The following is a 15,694-nucleotide window of genomic DNA, read 5'->3' on the forward strand; positions in this document are numbered from 1 at the left end:
ACCTGTACTTGCAATAAAAGAATTCCAATTGTTATGATAATTTTAATTCATATGGTGCAAGATTGCACTTTATTTTTAGTCTCCCTAAATAAATTGCTGTATACTTCCAATAAAAAGACGAGTGGTGAAAGCATGATCAGGTTAGCAAGCGGATGGGACGCAAAGGCGATTATGGATATCAACAATGAAATAACCTTGTCAGAGGCGACGACAAAGTTTTTCATTTCTTCCCCAGAGGAAGTGTCCTGCAACCTCAATGAGGAAAAAGAAAAAATCGAGAAGAACTTGGCGAAAAACAATTTGTACGCGGTCTACGAAGCGGACGGGAAAGTTGTCGGCTATCTGGTCTTCAAGCGGTATGAATACGCCCGCCTGAGCCACGCCGGCTCTATGGGGATGGGCATTGCAGAAGGCTATAGAAACCGGGGCATCGGCACCAGGCTTATCAGTTTCCTGATCGATTGGGCCAGGCAGCAGGACGGCTTGGAGAAAATCTGTTTAGGCGTCGTTTCGGCCAACGAACGGGCCATCAAGGTATACCGGCGGATGGGTTTTGTCGAAGAAGGCAGGCAGCGCAGCCAGATCAAATATGAAGACGGCTCTTACAGCAACGACATCATGATGGCGTATATGCTCCATTGAATATGAAATGCCCCAATCCGATTTCGGCTGGGGCATTTTTTTATCCGAATTCTTTTTGATGCTTTTTTTTGCGCGCCAAGTAATCCTGGTCTTCCCTGATTTCATCCCATTTTTTCTTGAAGATCGCCGCCGACTCCGCTTTCACCGGATCGATATTGCGCTCCTTGATCGTGCCGTCCTCGTTGTATTTGCGGCCGCCTTTATAGTTCGTATAGCGCCGCGCGCGCGTATAGCCCATCTGGATAAACTTGCGGGCCATATCCATGCCCACAAAATCATCCTGTTTGCGGTACTCCTCGAACATCTCATAAATCTTGTCGCACGACTCCTGCGCAATCTCCGGCGTCTTGAAGCGCCAATGCGGCAAAATCTCGCTCTTATAAGGCTCCACAAGCAATACGCCTTGCTCGCCTTTGCCCACCCGGTACAGCTCCGGATGCTTCCGCAAATCCAGATTTTCATAATCCAAGTCATAATCAAAAGCCATTCGTATGCACCCCTTTTGCTTGCTATACCCGGTTTTGGCGTGCGGCATGCGGATTGTCATGCAGAAACCGGGAAAGTGATGATAGAAGCTTTGCTTCGTCATGTTGGAGGCGTGGGAGTTCATGAAGAAACTTCAAAACTTCATGTAAGAAACCAGAAACTTCACAAAGCAATTATTTCCTGCTTAACTTCTAACAATAAGGAAGCTGTTCGCCTCGGCGAACAGCTTCCTTATTGCTTGTGAATCTTAGAAAAACATATAAGAGTAGGAATGGTTCATGTAGAAATCATGATTCATCATGTTAGAACCCGCAGAGTTCCTTTAGAAACCCCACCACTTCATGTTAGAACCAAAAAAATTCATAAAGCAGATTTCCCCAGCCCGCTCCAAACAAAAAAGCTGCTCCGCCCAGGCGAAACAGCTCCAATCTATTTATTCAATCTCCCAATGGATCAATTCATCAGCCACATGCGTCCGTTTGAATCCGGACTTCTCCAGCACTTTGATTGAGGGTTGATTTGTCTCAAGGCAGTTGGCGACGATTTTTATGACCCCGTCTTTTTGCTTCAGCCACTCGACGAGGCCTTTCACCATTTCGGTTCCATAGCCTTTGTTGCGGAAGCTCTCCACGATGCCGTAGCCGATTTCGACCACTCCGTTTTCATCCGGGCCGCCTTTGCAGCCGATTTCGCCAACCAGCTGCCTTGCTTCCCAGTCGACCACAATGCGGCTCCACTGGCTTGCTTCGGGTGTATGCGCCAATGTCTCTTTTTTGGACTCCAGCATTTTCGCGAAAGCCGGGCTTGGCCATTCTTCCGGCACCCGGCTGCCGATCAATTCCTCCAGCTCTTTTTTTCCGTTTAGAACAGCCTGCACTTGCTTGATCGTAAATGGCAGTAAATTCAATCTTTCCGTTCTAATCATGTTGCTCCCCCTAAAATAATGGTGTATAGAAAACCGTTCACACAGGTGAACCGCTTTGTGCTTTGCTGCCGTTCGTCAAGAGTCGTTTAGAAATGCGGGAAGTTTATGTGAAAAGCTCGATTCGCCATGCAATCCCTTCAAAAGTGCATGTAAAAACCGCAATACATCATATAAAAAACGAAAATTTCATGAAGGAAATATCGGCAGCTGCCCACCTCAATTTCCCTCACAAAAAACCACAAGCCTCGATGATTGCGGTCCGCTTTCCCTACATATCCACCCTCACTCCTGCGCCAGTCGCTTGCGCTTTGGCATACACGCCCTTGGCCACGGCCAAATCAAAATAAGCGGCGCCAACCGATTTGAAGAATGTGATTTCCTCATCCGACTGCCTAGTACAGCGATTTTCCATCGCCAGTTTGCTCAGCGTTCCGTAAACTTGTTCAAACGACCAAGTTCCCGTTTTGGCGCCATGGATCAATTCGCCTGCTTCGCCTTTCACTCCGGCCAAATCGTCGACGACAATTTTGTCGGCGCGCGCCACCGTTACTTCGTCCACTTCGCGCATGCGCGGCAAATAGGAACCGACGCCGTTTATGTGAGTGCCCGGCTGCAAATCAGCCCCTTCAAAAACTGGCTCATTCGAACGAGTCGCACAACAAATAATATCCGCCTTTTTCACAGCTTTTGCAACATTGATTTCCACTTCCCATGAAATTCCCACACCAAAATCGTCCAATTGCCCGCCAAAAGCCAACGCTTTTTCCGGCGTCCGGTTGACAAGAATGATTTTTTCGATGGTCCGCACGGCAATCACGCCAAGCACTTGCTCAAATGCCATCGCCCCCGTGCCGATGACGACCAGGACCCGGCTTTCTTTTTTCGCCAGCAAGTCGGTCGCGATGCCGCTGAGCGCACCGGTCCGGAGCCTCGTCAAATAAGAGGCGGCCATCATGGCGACATGTTCGCCGTTAGCGGCGTCCGTCAGCAAAATCATCCCTTGCGTCGTCGGTTTTCCTTGCGCCGGATTTTCCGGGAAAATCGTCACCACTTTGACGCCCGCCACATCACCCGCCAAATCGGCGCTTGGCATGTAAAGCGCCGATGCTTCCCGCTCCGGAAACTCGATGACTGTGCGATGCGGATTTGCAATTTTCTCTTGCTCCTTCGCTTTCAAGATAGCCATGATGTCCTTCATGGCGTCACTCATTTTATACAATTGCTGAATCTGTTTTTCATTGATCACTAACATCCAATTCCTCCTAAATAAAAAGAGCCGCTTATGCGCGGCTCCCTTTCACTGCTACTTTTTGTCCGGCGTGCTGTTGGCCACGGTCTTTTACCGCCCAGATTGCCGCTAAGGAAACAAGGGATGTGAAGACGATGTAGAGCGCGACTGGAACATATGAGTTATCAAATCTGGCCAAAAGTGCCGTCGCGACAAGCGGTGCTGTTCCGCCTGCAACCGCCGCACCGATTTGGTAGCCAAGCGAAATGCCGGTATAGCGGACTTTCGCTTCAAAGATTTCGGAGAACATCGTGCCAAGCACCGCGGTGATCGGTGCCCAGATAATGCCCAAACCGATGACGGTAGCGAGGACCAATAACACCACCGACCCTTGCTGGATTAGCCAGAAGTACGGGAATGCGAACAATGCCATCCCCACTGTCCCGGCCACGTACAATTTCTTGCGTCCCATTGTATCTGATAAATTTCCCATGATCGGTATCAAAATCGTTGTGACCACTGTGGCAATCATGACAGCTGTCAGCGCATTTGTCCGCGAAAATCCTAAGTTCGTCGTTGCGTAAGAGACGATAAACGTACTGAAAATGTAGAATGGCGCCGTTTCCACCACTTTTGCCCCGATGGCGATCAACACTTCTCGCCAGTGGTACTTTAACGTATCGGCAATCGGCAGTTTCGGGATTTCCCCGGATTCCTGCACTTGCTTGAAAGCCGGCGTTTCGTCGATGCCTTTACGGATCCAAAGGCCGAAAATAACCAAGAAAGCGCTCAAGATGAACGGCACACGCCAGCCCCATGTCATGAATGAATCATCCGGAAGCAGCGTCATGATCCATAAAGCGACTGTTCCCATCAACATCCCAATCGTTACACCCATTTGCGGGATACTGCCGAACAACCCTTTCTTTTCCTCCGGCGCATACTCGACCGCCAAAAGCAAAGCGCCTCCCCATTCTCCGCCGATTCCCAGCCCCTGGACCAAGCGGAGCGTAATCAATAGAATCGGTGCCCAGATGCCGATTGCCTGGTAAGTGGGCAACAAGCCCATGCCGAATGTAGCAATCCCCATTAAACTGAGCGTCAAAACGAGTGTTTTTTTGCGGCCGATGCGGTCGCCGATATGGCTGAACACCACGCCGCCAAACGGCCGGATGAAAAATGCTAAAGCAAATGAAGCATAGGCTAGCAACAACCCGACAGTCGGGTCTTCATTGACGAAAAAGAGCTGGTTGAAAACGAGTGCCGCCACTGTTCCGTATAGAAAATAATCAAACCACTCGATTGAGCTTCCCACTAAACTGGCAATCAAAACACGCTGCGTTTGCTTTTTGTTCATAATCCATCCCCCTAAAAATTGAAGTGTGGCTTTAATTTCTCCCCATGCTTTAGTTTATTTAGTTTCAAATTTTCTGTCAATAGTCTTTTTGTTAGCATTTGTTGCCGCTAGGAGAATTCGGTATCATAAAAGAGAAATCATTAAAGCAAGGCGGGGAATTGGCATGACACACGATTCGATGGGGATCATCCTAAAAAATCTTCGCAAAGAACGGAAGCTGACATTAAAGGAGCTGGCAGAACAGACAGGCGTTTCCATCAGTTTTCTCTCGCAGGTGGAGCGCGGGAAATCGAGCGCCACGCTTGAATCGCTGAAAAGGTTCGCCGATGCGCTCGATGTCAATCCGGGAGTGTTCTTTGAGGAGAACACCGGACGCGATGAACTGGCGGAGCGCAAAGCGCTTTTCCACTATAAAGACCTGTCCCACGGCGTGAAACACTCGAACTTATCGCCGATATTGGTCACGCTTTATCCCGGGGAAAACGAATGGAGCCCATTCGCCCATTCCGGTTTTGAATTTCTGTTTGTTTTGGAAGGCCTGCTGACGGTCGAGATTGATGGAGAACGGTCCCAGCTCAGCGAGCAGGAATCGGTCCTGTTCGATGCCAGCAAAAAGCATTATTGGGCAAACCATACCGAAAAGGATGTCCGCTTCTTGGTGGTATCCTCCAAAAACTAAAAAAGCCTGCGGCAGTTGCCGCAGGCTTTTTGCCTCTATAAGAGCAGTTCATACGAATAGAACTCCGTATCCCGTTTATACCCCAATTTCTCATACAGGCGCTGCGCCGAGCGGTTATCGGCCGCTGTGCTCAAGCTCAAGCTTTTCGCGCCGGTTTCCAGCGCAAATTCTTTCGCTTTTTCCATGAGCCGTTCGCCGGCGCCGCGTTTCCTCGCCTCGGGCGCCACATATAAATCATTCAAAATCCATGTCCGTTTCATTGAAACCGATGAATACATCGGATACAACTGCGTAAACCCTAAATACATATCCCCGTCTCTTGCCGTGAAAATGACCGAGTCTTCTTTTTTCAATCGCTGTTCTATGTAGTTCCGGGCAGCATTCACGTCCGTTTGCTGACCGTAAAACACCCGGTACCCATCGAACAGCCGGGCCACTCCTTCCAGATCTTCCAATGCCGCTTGCACTATACGCATCTTCATTCCCCTTTCTTCAAAGACCAGAAAAAGAACCGGTTTCTAAACCGATTCCATTGCAGAACAAACGCTTCGCTTTTTCGATCCACATGATTTCCTTCACTGTTTTTCAACGGTGGAACCGCCGTAGGTCTGAATTCTGTTCAGCTCGTCGATAATGTATTTGAGCTCTTCTTCGGTGATGCTTCCCTTGGTGAAATACACAAGCGCACGGAGCGGCATATTCTCGGCCAAGGCTTCCATCATTTCCGCCATTTCCTTGCTTTCATCCACTGAATCGAGGAAAGTCGGAGTGCTGTTCATTTCTTTGATGAGCGCAGTTGCCGGTTCTGCCAGAAGCGGATCTGACATGAGCTCGCCAATCGTTGTGTTGCGGTTGATTTTTTGGTTGATCCGTACCGTGCTTTGGACCAGAATTTTATGTTTCAGCTCGATTTCTTGCGAAGATTTCCCGATCATGATCTCATAGTCGCCCGTCTCCACGTGCCAATCCTTGATTTCGGTATTGTAGTAAGCGAAAGCCCGTTTGTCCAAAGTGAACTCGACCACCTGCTCTTCACCTGGCTGGAGCTCCACTTTTTCAAAGTCCCTTAGTTCTTTGAGCGGCCGGCGAATGGAACTTGCCAAATCACTTACGTATAATTGCACAATTTCTTTGCCGGCTCTGTCCCCGGTGTTCTTTATCGTCACGTGGACGGTCACGTTTTCGGCATCTTTTATCGCTTCGTCGCTGACGGTCAGATTGCTGTATTCGAATTCCGTGTAGCTCAACCCGTAGCCGAACGGAAACAGCGGCGGACGCTCTTTTGTATCGTAATAGCGATAGCCGACGAAGATGCCTTCTTTATACTCGACCAGGTTCCCATCCCCAGGGAAGTAGAGATAGGACGGGTTATCGCTCAATTTTATCGGGAATGTCTCAGCCAATTTCCCGCTCGGATTGGCGTGTCCGAACAAAACATCTTTTAACGCGCTCCCAGCTGCCTGGCCGCCTAAATAGCCTTCCAATAAGGCTTTGGCATTATCCAGCCACGGCATTTCGATTGGTGCCCCGTTGCTGAGCACGACAACCAGATTCGGCTGCACTTTCGCGATTTCTTCGATCAACGCCCGGTGGTCTTCCGGAATCCGCAAATGGGTCCGGTCATAGCCTTCGGATTCAAAATGGGCCGGCAAACCGACCATCAAAACCGCACAATCCGCTTTTTCCGCAGTTTCGACCGCTTCTTCTATCATCCGAGTATGGGGCAACTCCATATTCAGGTCATAGCCTTCCGCGTAGAAAAACTGGTCTTCCCCGCCTAGTTCGTAAGCCATCTCGTCATAAAGGTTATCAAGCTGCAGCGGATTGACGTGTGAGCTTCCCCCGCCTTGATATCTTGGTTTTTTCGCGAAAGCGCCAATCAAAGCGATCTTTTTATCTTTCGAAAGCGGCAGGATATCCTCTTCATTTTTCAGCAGAACCATGCCTTCAGTGGCGGCTTTTCTGGCAAGCTCATGATGCAGGCGCTGGTTGAATTTTGCGCCTTCTTTTTTATGGCTGTCAGCAAGGAAAATCACTTTAAGGAGCCTTTCGACAGCGTGATCCAGCTGTTTTTGGGAAAGCCGTTCGTGCTCGATGGCGTCCAGAATCTTTTTCTCACCGAAACCGAGGCTGCATGGCATCTCCAAATCGAGGCCCGCCGCCAAGGCTTCGTGGCGCTCATCGATTGCTCCCCAGTCGGACATGACGATGCCATCAAATCCCCATTCTTTTCGCAGTACCTCTTCCAGAAAAAAATGGCTTTCTGATACGAATTCATAATTCACCCGATTGTAAGAAGCCATAACCGTCCATGGTTTTCCGTTCTTTATGGCTTTTTCGAAGCTTGCCAAGTATATCTCCCGCAGCGCCCGTTCATCTATGATGGCGTTTGTCGTCATTCTCCGGTGTTCTTGGTTGTTCGCCAAATAATGCTTCAGCGATGTTCCGACCCCTTCGTTTTGGACGCCTTGGATATAGGCGGTAGCCAATTCCGATGAAAGGTGCGGATCTTCCGAATAATATTCGAAATTCCGTCCGCAAAGCGGGGAGCGTTTGATATTGACGCCGGGCCCCAAAAGCACCGAAATTTCCTGCGCTTGCGCTTCTTTGCCCAAAGCAGATCCGACTTCCCACATCAATTGTTTGTCCCAGGAACTGGCCAGCGTCACCCCTGCCGGAAAACAGGTGGCCGGCGCGCTCGGGCCAAGCCCCATGTGGCCGTCATCGCCGTCTTGTTTGCGCAATCCATGCGGGCCATCTCCGGTGCGTATGGATGGGATCCCCAGCCGGTCGATTCCCTTAAGGCGCCAAAAATCCGCCCCTGTACACATGCTCACTTTCTCCCTCAAAGACATTTGCGATATCAAAGCTTGAATATCCCTCTCCATACTGAACAACCCCCTGCTACATGAATATGCTTCAAGAATGGTGGTGTATATCCAGTGGCTGCCAGCGCTGCTTATCCTTTTTTGTTAGCCGCCGCTTCAAACGTGATTGTTTGTCCGGCGCGGGTCGGGTACTCCCCGAACTTGAAATCCGCCGAGATAATGATATTTTCGAATCCGGCATGCTCAAGAATCAGCCGGAATTCCTCCACGCCGTACCACCGCAGCGGATAGCGTTCGAGTTCCGTCTGGATCAACTTGCCGTTCCGCCATTTCTCATAGCGCGCCTGGGAAATACGGTATTGCTTGACCGGGTCCACTTCGACGATTTGGGATTCGACAGTGATGGCATCGCCGTTTTCCAAATCCCATTTCCGGACAGACGGCCTGCCGATCTCAAGTTCACCGGGCAAAAACACATCGACGATCAACTTGCCCCCATCTGCCAGATGGCGATGGAAATTCCTTAATGCCTGCAGCGACTTTTCGCGCTCATGCAACAGCAGAAATGTGCCCGTCGGAATGACGATGGCCCCATATTCCGCTTCGAGCGAAAAAGATTCCATCTCCGCTTCGAACAAAGCCGGCGCAAGCCCCTTCTTCTCGCAATTCCCCCGGCAAATCGCCAGCATATCTGGAGACACATCAAAGCCGTCCACTTGAAACCCTTTTTCCAATAACGGCACAAGCAGCCGCCCTGTCCCAACGGCCGGTTCCAAAATACGCCCTGTGCAAGCCGCCAAACGTTCCGTATAATATTCTATATCTCCAAATGAACTGCCGACCGGTTTATCGAGATCATAAACTTCCGATGACAAACTGTTGTAATAGCCTAACAAAAATGCTCCCCCTCTGTACCGATGAAGTTTTCAACGATTCTGTCTATTCCTTGATTATCCTCCTATTTTGCCCGTTTTTCCAGACATAACCCTAAAAAGGCGGTAGTTTCTTTATGTATTTTTCTGAACTCAATATCCAATCTTTCCGAATGATCAACGGCCTTGGAAAAGCTTTTCCGGCACTCAATCCGGCATTCATTTTCATCGCTGAATATTTCCTCTACTTGATGATCGTGCCGATCGGGCTGTTTTTGTTTGCGCCCCGATTCCGCAACCGCCGGCTTGTCGCGGCGGCGCTTTTAACGGTGGCGGCCGCTTTGATTTTGCGGATCGGCGTCGCTAAGCTGCATTCCAATCTTCAGCCGTTCGCCGAACTGCCCGACGTCAACCAACTGGTTGAAAAAACAGTGGGCAACTCATTTCCGAGCGACCACACCATCCTGTTCTTCTCGCTGTGCACGACCTTCGCTTTGTTTTCAAAGCGCTTCGGGTGGCTATGGATGCTGCTCGGCGCCTTAGTCGGCTTCTCCCGCGTTTGGGTGGGCGTCCATTACCCAGCTGACGTCATTGCCGGGGCTTTGACCGCTATTGCCGCAGCTTTCATAGTTTACGCGGTTATTATACGGGTGACCCGTGCGCACCGGTTCGAAAGAGCGGAGGGTTGAACATGGATCTGCTGATTTTTTGGAACCACGTCGGAAGAGAACACGGCGGTTTGGAATATGCTCCGGATATCCGAAAAAATTCGCCCAGTGTCATTCAAAGCTTTCTCGAACAAAGAGAACAGCTTATCCGAAGCAACGCACAGCCCCACCGGTTTGTCCGCCATGACGAATCCACGCTGCTTGAACTGCCGCCCTTAAACAGCAAGAAAAAATTCATCATTGTCTATTTGATTGATGAAGGCCTCCAGTTTTCATTGAATTTCAAGACCCGTTATCCTTGGTGGCTGATCGATATCGTCGACGTCCAGGAACTGAAACCGGATGTGTTTTGTGTTTACGATTTGTTCATCGACATTTCCGTCCACCCCGATGGCAGCTACCATGTGTTCGATATTGACGAGTTTGAAGAAGCGATCCGTTTAGGCGTTCTTACCCCAGAGCAGGTTTCGCGAAGTTTAAAATCGTTCCACTGCGCTTTGAATCTGCTTAATACAAAAAAGTTCACTGGCGAATGGCTGGACGAGCTGAAAGAGAAATACATGTAAACGGAAAAGATGGGCATTCAAAATTGAATGCCCATCTTTTTCCGTTTGGACGTTTCCATATACCTTGATTGAAATTGCCAATTTGATATACATGGCATTTTAAATTTTGATTTCCTTTCGGCTGGAAGAAGAAGGAATTCTCATTTCTTTTCGGTATTTCGTCACCGTTCGCCGGGATATGGAAATCCCTTTCTCGCCATTAAAAAGATCCGTTATTTTTTGATCTGATAAGGGTTTGGACTTGTCTTCCTTCTCAATCATACTTTTCAGAAGCATTTTCACTTTTGTTTGAGAAATATCAGGACCGTTTGCAGTTTCCAGCCCAGAAGCAAAAAATATCCGAAGTTCAAATGTCCCTTTTGGTGTTTGAATCACTTTGTTCATCGTGGCTCGGCTGACAGTCGATTCGTGCATGCCGATTTCTTCCGCAACTTCTTTTAATGTCAATGGTTTGAGGGAGATGAATCCATCGGCAAAAAAGCTGGCTTGTTTTTTGATAATGACACTGACGATTTTCAATATTGTTTGGCGCCGCTGCTCGATGCTGTTCAGCAGCCATTGATAGTTGGCAAATTGGCCATTGATGTATTTGGACGTCTCGTCTTTTTTGTCCAGCATTCCGGAATAACTGTGATTGAAGCGAATGGCTGGCAAATAGCTGTCATTCAAACCAAACGACAGGCCGTTCGGTTTGCTTTCGACAATAATATCCGGATTTACGTATTGTGCCGAAAAATCCGAAATGTGAGCACACGGCTTTGGGTTGAGGGTCAAAATAAAATCATGGATTTCTTTGATTTTAGCGAGCGAAATATTCATACGCAGTGCAAGTTCATTCCATTTCCGGTCAGCCAATAACTGCAGATAGTTTTGGATAAGGCATTCCGCTTGTTTTTTATCAGGATACTCTTCAGAGATTTGCAGCAGCAAGCATTCTTTCAAACACCTTGCCCCTATTCCTTTCAGCCCCAGTGCTTGAAGCAGCCGAATGCCGCGGTCGATTTCTTCCTCAGTGAATTCCCCATAAACTTCCGGCCCATCGGCATTGAAACTTAAATAGCCATTATCATCAAGGTTATAAATGAGATAGGCAATAACTTTCTGGTCGTGTATATCCCTATAGATGAACTTGGCTTGCTCGAGCAGCTGATCTCTCATGGTGGGGCCGTCGTTTGTTTTTAGTTCGAAGGCCTGATTCGTCAATTTTCCAAAATGCGACTTTCCAAAACTTCTTTCTTCATACACTACTTCATGTTTCCGTTCTTCCAATTCAATCAACGGATTTTCCTCTTGCTGTTCTTTGATAAACTTATAAAGGTCATATGTGGAATACTGCAACAATTCAATGGCTTGCCTTAACTTGAAGGTCATTATTAAATGCAATTCTTGTTTTTGCTGCAGAACAAGCTCCATAAGTCTCCCCCTCATATAGTCTGATCTATTGCATCGTGAAGGCGTCTCTAAACCTTCTTCTATTGTAATGCATATTCAACCAATTCTCTATATTATTTACGGAATATTCAAATTTATCGCAACAAGTATAAACCTGAGCAGAATTTTGAGCGCCCTGCACAGGTTTTTCATCAGATCGGCGGGATTTTATACCCGCCGGTTGCTTGCTGGAAAGCATCGGCTACTCGGTATATGCTGCCTTCATCATGATAGCGGCCGATAATTTGAAAGCCGACCGGCAAATTTTCTGATGGTGTGTTTCCTGATGGCACCGACAAGGCGGGATGACCGCTGTAGTTGAATGGAATGGTGCGCCGTGAAACATCGATATCTCCATCTTCAAACGACGGGTCTTTTTCAGTTGCCGGATAAGCCATCGTCGGGCTTACCAGAACATCCACTTGCTTTAATGCTGCATTGACTTGTTCGGTAAACCGCTTTTTCATTTCCATGGCTTCTAAATACGCTACGGCTGAAACTCCATACCCTGCTTTCAAATTGGCATAAGTTGCAGGATTATAATCCGCTTCTCTTAAATCGTACCACTGTTTATGGACTGCAGAAGCTTCGGCCAAGACGACCAGCAGGGCGGAACTCTCAATCGACTCGATCCCCGGTATATCCACCTCTTGTACGTCAGCTCCCAGTTCCTTCAGCTTGTCAATTGCAGATCGAGTCAAATTCATCACTTCCGGGTTCGTGACGGTATCCATCAGCTGTCGGATGACTCCGACTTTGACTCCTTGAATGTTTCCGGAGAAAATTGTTTCATAATCGAACGTGAGCGAAGAAATTTTCTCTAAGACAATCGCATTGTCGCGCACCGTCCTTGTTAACGGGCCGATATGGTCGAGGGATCGGGATAACGGGAACAATCCTTGTGAAGATACCGTTCCGTACGTAGGCTTTAGCCCGACAATTCCGCAAAACGAGGCCGGCACACGGATAGATCCGCCAGTATCGGTCCCAAGAGAAGCAAAACCGATGCCTGCCGCGACTGATGCGGCAGAACCGGTGCTCGATCCCCCTGCGGTGCGTTTAGGATTCCATGGGTTGTTGCACTGGCCGTAATCCGGATGGACGGAACCGTAAGCAAATTCCAGCATATTGTTCTTGCCGATAATTATTGCTCCTGCTTCTTGCAAAGCCTGGTAGACATAGGCATCTTCATCCGGCACATGGTCTTTCATGATGCGCGATCCTAAAGAAGTCCGAATTCCTTTTGTAGTAAAAATATCCTTGATTGAGACTGGAATCCCTTCTAATCTTCCAGCTTCTCCGCCTTTAGCAAAAAGAGATTCCGCAGCTTTCGCTCGCTCCATAGCTTGATCGGCTAAAACAGTTACAAATGCATTCAGCTGCGGCTCCAGTTCATGCAAGCGTTCCAAAGTCGCTGAGGTAACCTCTACAGGAGATACTTCTTTTTTCCGATAAAGTTTCCCGATGTCGTCAATCGATTCAAACAGCAATTGCTTCACGTCATTAGCCGGCAAATTAGTTCCTCCTCTTACAATGTTTTTTCCTTATAATTCAAGACCGCTTCATTCTTATTCGGTGCTCCAATATTTTTGAAGAATGGCCGCAATGCTCCTTGTGAAACCGGTTTTGTCATCAAGCTGACAATAATCATTCCCAGTAAGCTGACCGGAACACTGATATAAACGGCGTCAATGCCGAATGGATTGCCTAACCATAGCCAAAGGATGGCACTGCCTATTCCGCCGACCATGGAAGTGATTGCCCCGGCTTTTGTCGCCCGCTTCCAATACAAACCGAACAAAATGGATACAGCAAAAGAAGAACCGATCATCGCCGCTGCATTGATCCAAATTTGCTGGATTAACGGAACCGGATTCAACGCAAACGGAATCGGCAAGATTCCCATGATCAGTACGACAATCCGTGTCACTTTCAATTGCTGCTTTTCCGTCATCTGCCTTCTCATGACCACCTTCATGATGTCATGGGAAATTCCGCTGCCAAGCATGAGCAAGATGGCGCTGACGGTCGATTGGATTGCTGCAAGAATCGCTGCCAGCAGCAAGCCGCCAAACAATGCCGGTAACAGGTCCATCGCAAGTGTCGAGCTGGCCAGATCCGGAGTCGCTAAATTTGGATAAATAATGCGTGCGCTGACACCAAGCAATGCCACGGACACTGCGATGATTGCCTGGAAGATGAAAGAAACGCCGACCGCGCGTCTAATGGTTTTATTGTCTTTGATTGAATAAAAACGAATTGCGATAATTGGATAGCCAATCATCATGATGAAGAACGAAATACAAATAGCAGCTAAAGTTCCTGGCGGCATTCCGTTTGCTACGATATTGGGATCGATAGCAGCCAGCTGCTCGTTCATCGCGCTGAATCCGCCAGCCCGTGATATCGCAAAAGGCACAGCAACCATAAAGCCGACAGCAAATACTATCATTTGAAGAAAATCCGTATATGCAATTGCAAAAAGTCCGCCTAGCACGGTATAAAGAATAAAAACCCCTGCCAAAATGAGGACGCCTGCTGTTTCCGGCATGCCGAAAACCACGTTCAGCAAATAAGAACCGCCGACCAGCTCTGCTACAATCGTCATCCCGAAGCAGATCATCAAAATGATAACAGCAATGACCCGGATGGCATTGCTTTCATAGCGTGTTCCCAGCAGATCGGGAATGGTGAGTGCCCGGTTCGTGTTAAAGAACGACTTCATCTTCGGTGCAATGAAAAGCGCCATGATGACCCAAGAAGCCCAAATTGAAATCCAGATCCAGGAATAGTTGTACCCAACTTGGTAATGAAAACCCACTGAACCAATTGCGGTGCCTGCGCTCATCTGGGTAGCAGCGAGAGTTGCTCCTCCGACCCAGACCCCAAGTTTTCCGCCTGCCGCCAAATAATCCGTTTCATTATGGATTTTGGATTTCATATACCAGCCGATTGCTATGACAGAAACCATGTAAATTATGAGGATTGCGATAACCATTATTTCTTCTCCTCCCTCTTATTGAGAGCTTCTGTTAACACAAAATAGCCAACAATGAAAAGAACCATTACCACCCAAATCATCCAGTTGGAAAGAGCCAACCCCATTAATTCATCCATGATTTTCACCTCTGCCTTTATTTTTTTAGCCTTTTGGTTGGATTGTTTGTGGCGCCTTGTTTTATTGTGTTTCCTCAGCTGCTCGTTCTTTTTTCACTAGAAGTCCCTCTGAAGATTTTACGGTTCCAGATGAAATTTTCGGCGGCGTCATGTAAGCGAGCTTGGAATGCGAGACTCCAGCTCCTGCCAATGCTTCAGCCATCTTTAAGGCGATCTTGCCTGGATTGATGACCGGCACGCCTAATTCTTCTGACATTTCTTCTGCGGCATTCAAAAAGCCCATCGACATACAGCCCAGTACGAGCGTGTCCGCCCGGTCTTCTTTGATGGCCCGCCTTCCTTCCGCAATGAGTTTCTGTACCGTCTTCTCCCGTTCTTCAGCCAGTTCCAGAACGGGAACCTCAATCGCCCTGACAGAAGCGAGCTTTTTGCCGACTCCCGCTTTCTCTACCAGATGATGGAGCGGATTAACCATGCTGTGGGTGACAGTAATAATTGAAAAACGATATCCGCTCATGGCCGCTGCCATGACACCTGCTTCACCTGGCCCGACAATGATCATTTTTTCAGTCACTTCCCGAACGGCATCCAGTCCCGGATCCCCGTAACAGCCTAGAATGGCGGCATCATAGCCGCGCCATTCCATCTCCAGCATCAAGTCGACAGTGGGCGGGATACTTAAATACTCCTCGTAAAGCGACTCGATTGATGCCGGCCCTTCGTCAACATCGGCGATATCCACCTCGGTGCCGGGAGCCGCGTAGGAACGCAAAACCTCGAGCCGTCGCTGCATTTCCATGCGTCCGCCTTCGGTCCGGCTGATTGGGCCAGGCAATACATAGACAATTTTCAATGCTTCCCCCTCCTTTTCTTTTTATATGCACTGTCTATGCCA

Annotated in this window: 15 protein-coding genes; 4 read left to right on the plus strand and 11 right to left on the minus strand. The window is 48.4% G+C overall.

Going from position 1 to position 15,694, the window contains the following annotated elements; all coding sequences use genetic code 11:
- Nucleotides 1–132: 132 nt before the first annotated feature.
- Nucleotides 133–642, plus strand: coding sequence for a GNAT family N-acetyltransferase (locus FQV30_RS13380; RefSeq protein ID WP_146500651.1), 510 nt, complete (start codon nt 133–135; stop codon nt 640–642).
- 40 nt (nt 643–682) lie between these two features.
- On the opposite strand, the gene FQV30_RS13385 is transcribed toward FQV30_RS13380, so the two are convergent.
- The 4 genes from FQV30_RS13385 to FQV30_RS13400 form a co-directional block, all read right to left on the minus strand.
- Nucleotides 683–1,129, minus strand: coding sequence for a DUF4385 domain-containing protein (locus tag FQV30_RS13385; protein ID WP_146500652.1), 447 nt, complete (start codon nt 1,127–1,129; stop codon nt 683–685).
- Nucleotides 1,130–1,561: 432 nt separating this feature from the next.
- The gene (locus FQV30_RS13390) at nt 1,562–2,053 is read right to left on the minus strand and encodes a GNAT family N-acetyltransferase (RefSeq protein WP_146500653.1); all 492 of its coding nucleotides are present in this window, start codon (nt 2,051–2,053) and stop codon (nt 1,562–1,564) included.
- Between the two features lie 268 nt (nt 2,054–2,321).
- Nucleotides 2,322–3,305, minus strand: coding sequence for an ornithine cyclodeaminase family protein (locus FQV30_RS13395; RefSeq protein WP_146500654.1), 984 nt, complete (start codon nt 3,303–3,305; stop codon nt 2,322–2,324).
- Nucleotides 3,306–3,333: 28 nt separating this feature from the next.
- The gene (locus FQV30_RS13400; RefSeq protein WP_146500655.1) at nt 3,334–4,638 is read right to left on the minus strand and encodes an MFS transporter; all 1,305 of its coding nucleotides are present in this window, start codon (nt 4,636–4,638) and stop codon (nt 3,334–3,336) included.
- A gap of 163 nt (nt 4,639–4,801) precedes the next feature.
- Here FQV30_RS13400 and FQV30_RS13405 point away from each other — a divergent pair, with 163 nt between their 5' ends.
- Nucleotides 4,802–5,317, plus strand: a complete 516-nt coding sequence (locus FQV30_RS13405) for a helix-turn-helix domain-containing protein (protein ID WP_146500656.1) — start codon at nt 4,802–4,804, stop codon at nt 5,315–5,317.
- 35 nt (nt 5,318–5,352) lie between these two features.
- Here FQV30_RS13405 and FQV30_RS13410 read toward each other — a convergent pair whose 3' ends face one another.
- The 3 genes from FQV30_RS13410 to FQV30_RS13420 form a co-directional block, all read right to left on the minus strand.
- Nucleotides 5,353–5,793 carry a GNAT family N-acetyltransferase gene (locus FQV30_RS13410; RefSeq protein ID WP_146500773.1) on the minus strand — a complete coding sequence of 147 codons (441 nt, stop codon included), beginning with the start codon at nt 5,791–5,793 and terminating at the stop codon, nt 5,353–5,355.
- A gap of 99 nt (nt 5,794–5,892) precedes the next feature.
- Nucleotides 5,893–8,205, minus strand: a complete 2,313-nt coding sequence (locus FQV30_RS13415; RefSeq protein ID WP_146500657.1) for a glycoside hydrolase family 3 C-terminal domain-containing protein — start codon at nt 8,203–8,205, stop codon at nt 5,893–5,895.
- 71 nt (nt 8,206–8,276) lie between these two features.
- Nucleotides 8,277–9,041, minus strand: coding sequence for a class I SAM-dependent methyltransferase (locus FQV30_RS13420; protein WP_146500658.1), 765 nt, complete (start codon nt 9,039–9,041; stop codon nt 8,277–8,279).
- Nucleotides 9,042–9,154: 113 nt separating this feature from the next.
- On the opposite strand from FQV30_RS13420, the gene FQV30_RS13425 reads away from it, so the two are divergent.
- On the plus strand, nt 9,155–9,706 hold the full coding sequence (locus FQV30_RS13425) for a phosphatase PAP2 family protein (protein ID WP_146500659.1): 552 nt from the start codon (nt 9,155–9,157) through the stop codon (nt 9,704–9,706).
- Between the two features lie 2 nt (nt 9,707–9,708).
- Nucleotides 9,709–10,251 (plus strand): DUF402 domain-containing protein, encoded by a 543-nt coding sequence (locus FQV30_RS13430; RefSeq protein ID WP_146500660.1) that lies wholly within the window; start codon nt 9,709–9,711, stop codon nt 10,249–10,251.
- Nucleotides 10,252–10,350: 99 nt separating this feature from the next.
- On the opposite strand, the gene rpoN is transcribed toward FQV30_RS13430, so the two are convergent.
- From rpoN to FQV30_RS13450, 4 genes are all read right to left on the minus strand, one after another.
- The gene (gene rpoN, locus FQV30_RS13435; RefSeq protein ID WP_146500661.1) at nt 10,351–11,664 is read right to left on the minus strand and encodes an RNA polymerase factor sigma-54; all 1,314 of its coding nucleotides are present in this window, start codon (nt 11,662–11,664) and stop codon (nt 10,351–10,353) included.
- A gap of 170 nt (nt 11,665–11,834) precedes the next feature.
- A complete protein-coding gene (locus FQV30_RS13440) occupies nt 11,835–13,196 on the minus strand; it encodes an amidase (protein ID WP_186725658.1) in 1,362 nt (453 codons plus the stop codon).
- Between the two features lie 14 nt (nt 13,197–13,210).
- Nucleotides 13,211–14,680 carry a sodium:solute symporter family protein gene (locus FQV30_RS13445; protein ID WP_146500663.1) on the minus strand — a complete coding sequence of 490 codons (1,470 nt, stop codon included), beginning with the start codon at nt 14,678–14,680 and terminating at the stop codon, nt 13,211–13,213.
- Between the two features lie 180 nt (nt 14,681–14,860).
- Nucleotides 14,861–15,652, minus strand: a complete 792-nt coding sequence (locus FQV30_RS13450; protein WP_146500664.1) for an aspartate/glutamate racemase family protein — start codon at nt 15,650–15,652, stop codon at nt 14,861–14,863.
- Nucleotides 15,653–15,694: the final 42 nt, after the last annotated feature.

The sequence above is a fragment of the Planomicrobium sp. CPCC 101110 genome, from assembly GCF_007859395.1.
In the GTDB taxonomy this organism is placed as follows: Bacteria; Bacillota; Bacilli; order Bacillales_A; family Planococcaceae; genus Planococcus.

Bases quoted from the DNA above. Each gene is read 5' to 3' on its own strand.
- FQV30_RS13380 (WP_146500651.1), top strand. From the start codon at position 133: ATGATCAGGTTAGCAAGCGGATGGGACGCAAAGGCGATTATGGATATC.
- FQV30_RS13385 (WP_146500652.1), bottom strand. From the start codon at position 1,129: ATGGCTTTTGATTATGACTTGGATTATGAAAATCTGGATTTGCGGAAG.
- FQV30_RS13390 (WP_146500653.1), bottom strand. From the start codon at position 2,053: ATGATTAGAACGGAAAGATTGAATTTACTGCCATTTACGATCAAGCAA.
- FQV30_RS13395 (WP_146500654.1), bottom strand. From the start codon at position 3,305: ATGTTAGTGATCAATGAAAAACAGATTCAGCAATTGTATAAAATGAGT.
- FQV30_RS13400 (WP_146500655.1), bottom strand. From the start codon at position 4,638: ATGAACAAAAAGCAAACGCAGCGTGTTTTGATTGCCAGTTTAGTGGGA.
- FQV30_RS13405 (WP_146500656.1), top strand. From the start codon at position 4,802: ATGACACACGATTCGATGGGGATCATCCTAAAAAATCTTCGCAAAGAA.
- FQV30_RS13410 (WP_146500773.1), bottom strand. From the start codon at position 5,793: ATGCGTATAGTGCAAGCGGCATTGGAAGATCTGGAAGGAGTGGCCCGG.
- FQV30_RS13415 (WP_146500657.1), bottom strand. From the start codon at position 8,205: ATGGAGAGGGATATTCAAGCTTTGATATCGCAAATGTCTTTGAGGGAG.
- FQV30_RS13425 (WP_146500659.1), top strand. From the start codon at position 9,155: ATGTATTTTTCTGAACTCAATATCCAATCTTTCCGAATGATCAACGGC.
- FQV30_RS13430 (WP_146500660.1), top strand. From the start codon at position 9,709: ATGGATCTGCTGATTTTTTGGAACCACGTCGGAAGAGAACACGGCGGT.
- rpoN (WP_146500661.1), bottom strand. From the start codon at position 11,664: ATGGAGCTTGTTCTGCAGCAAAAACAAGAATTGCATTTAATAATGACC.
- FQV30_RS13445 (WP_146500663.1), bottom strand. From the start codon at position 14,680: ATGGTTATCGCAATCCTCATAATTTACATGGTTTCTGTCATAGCAATC.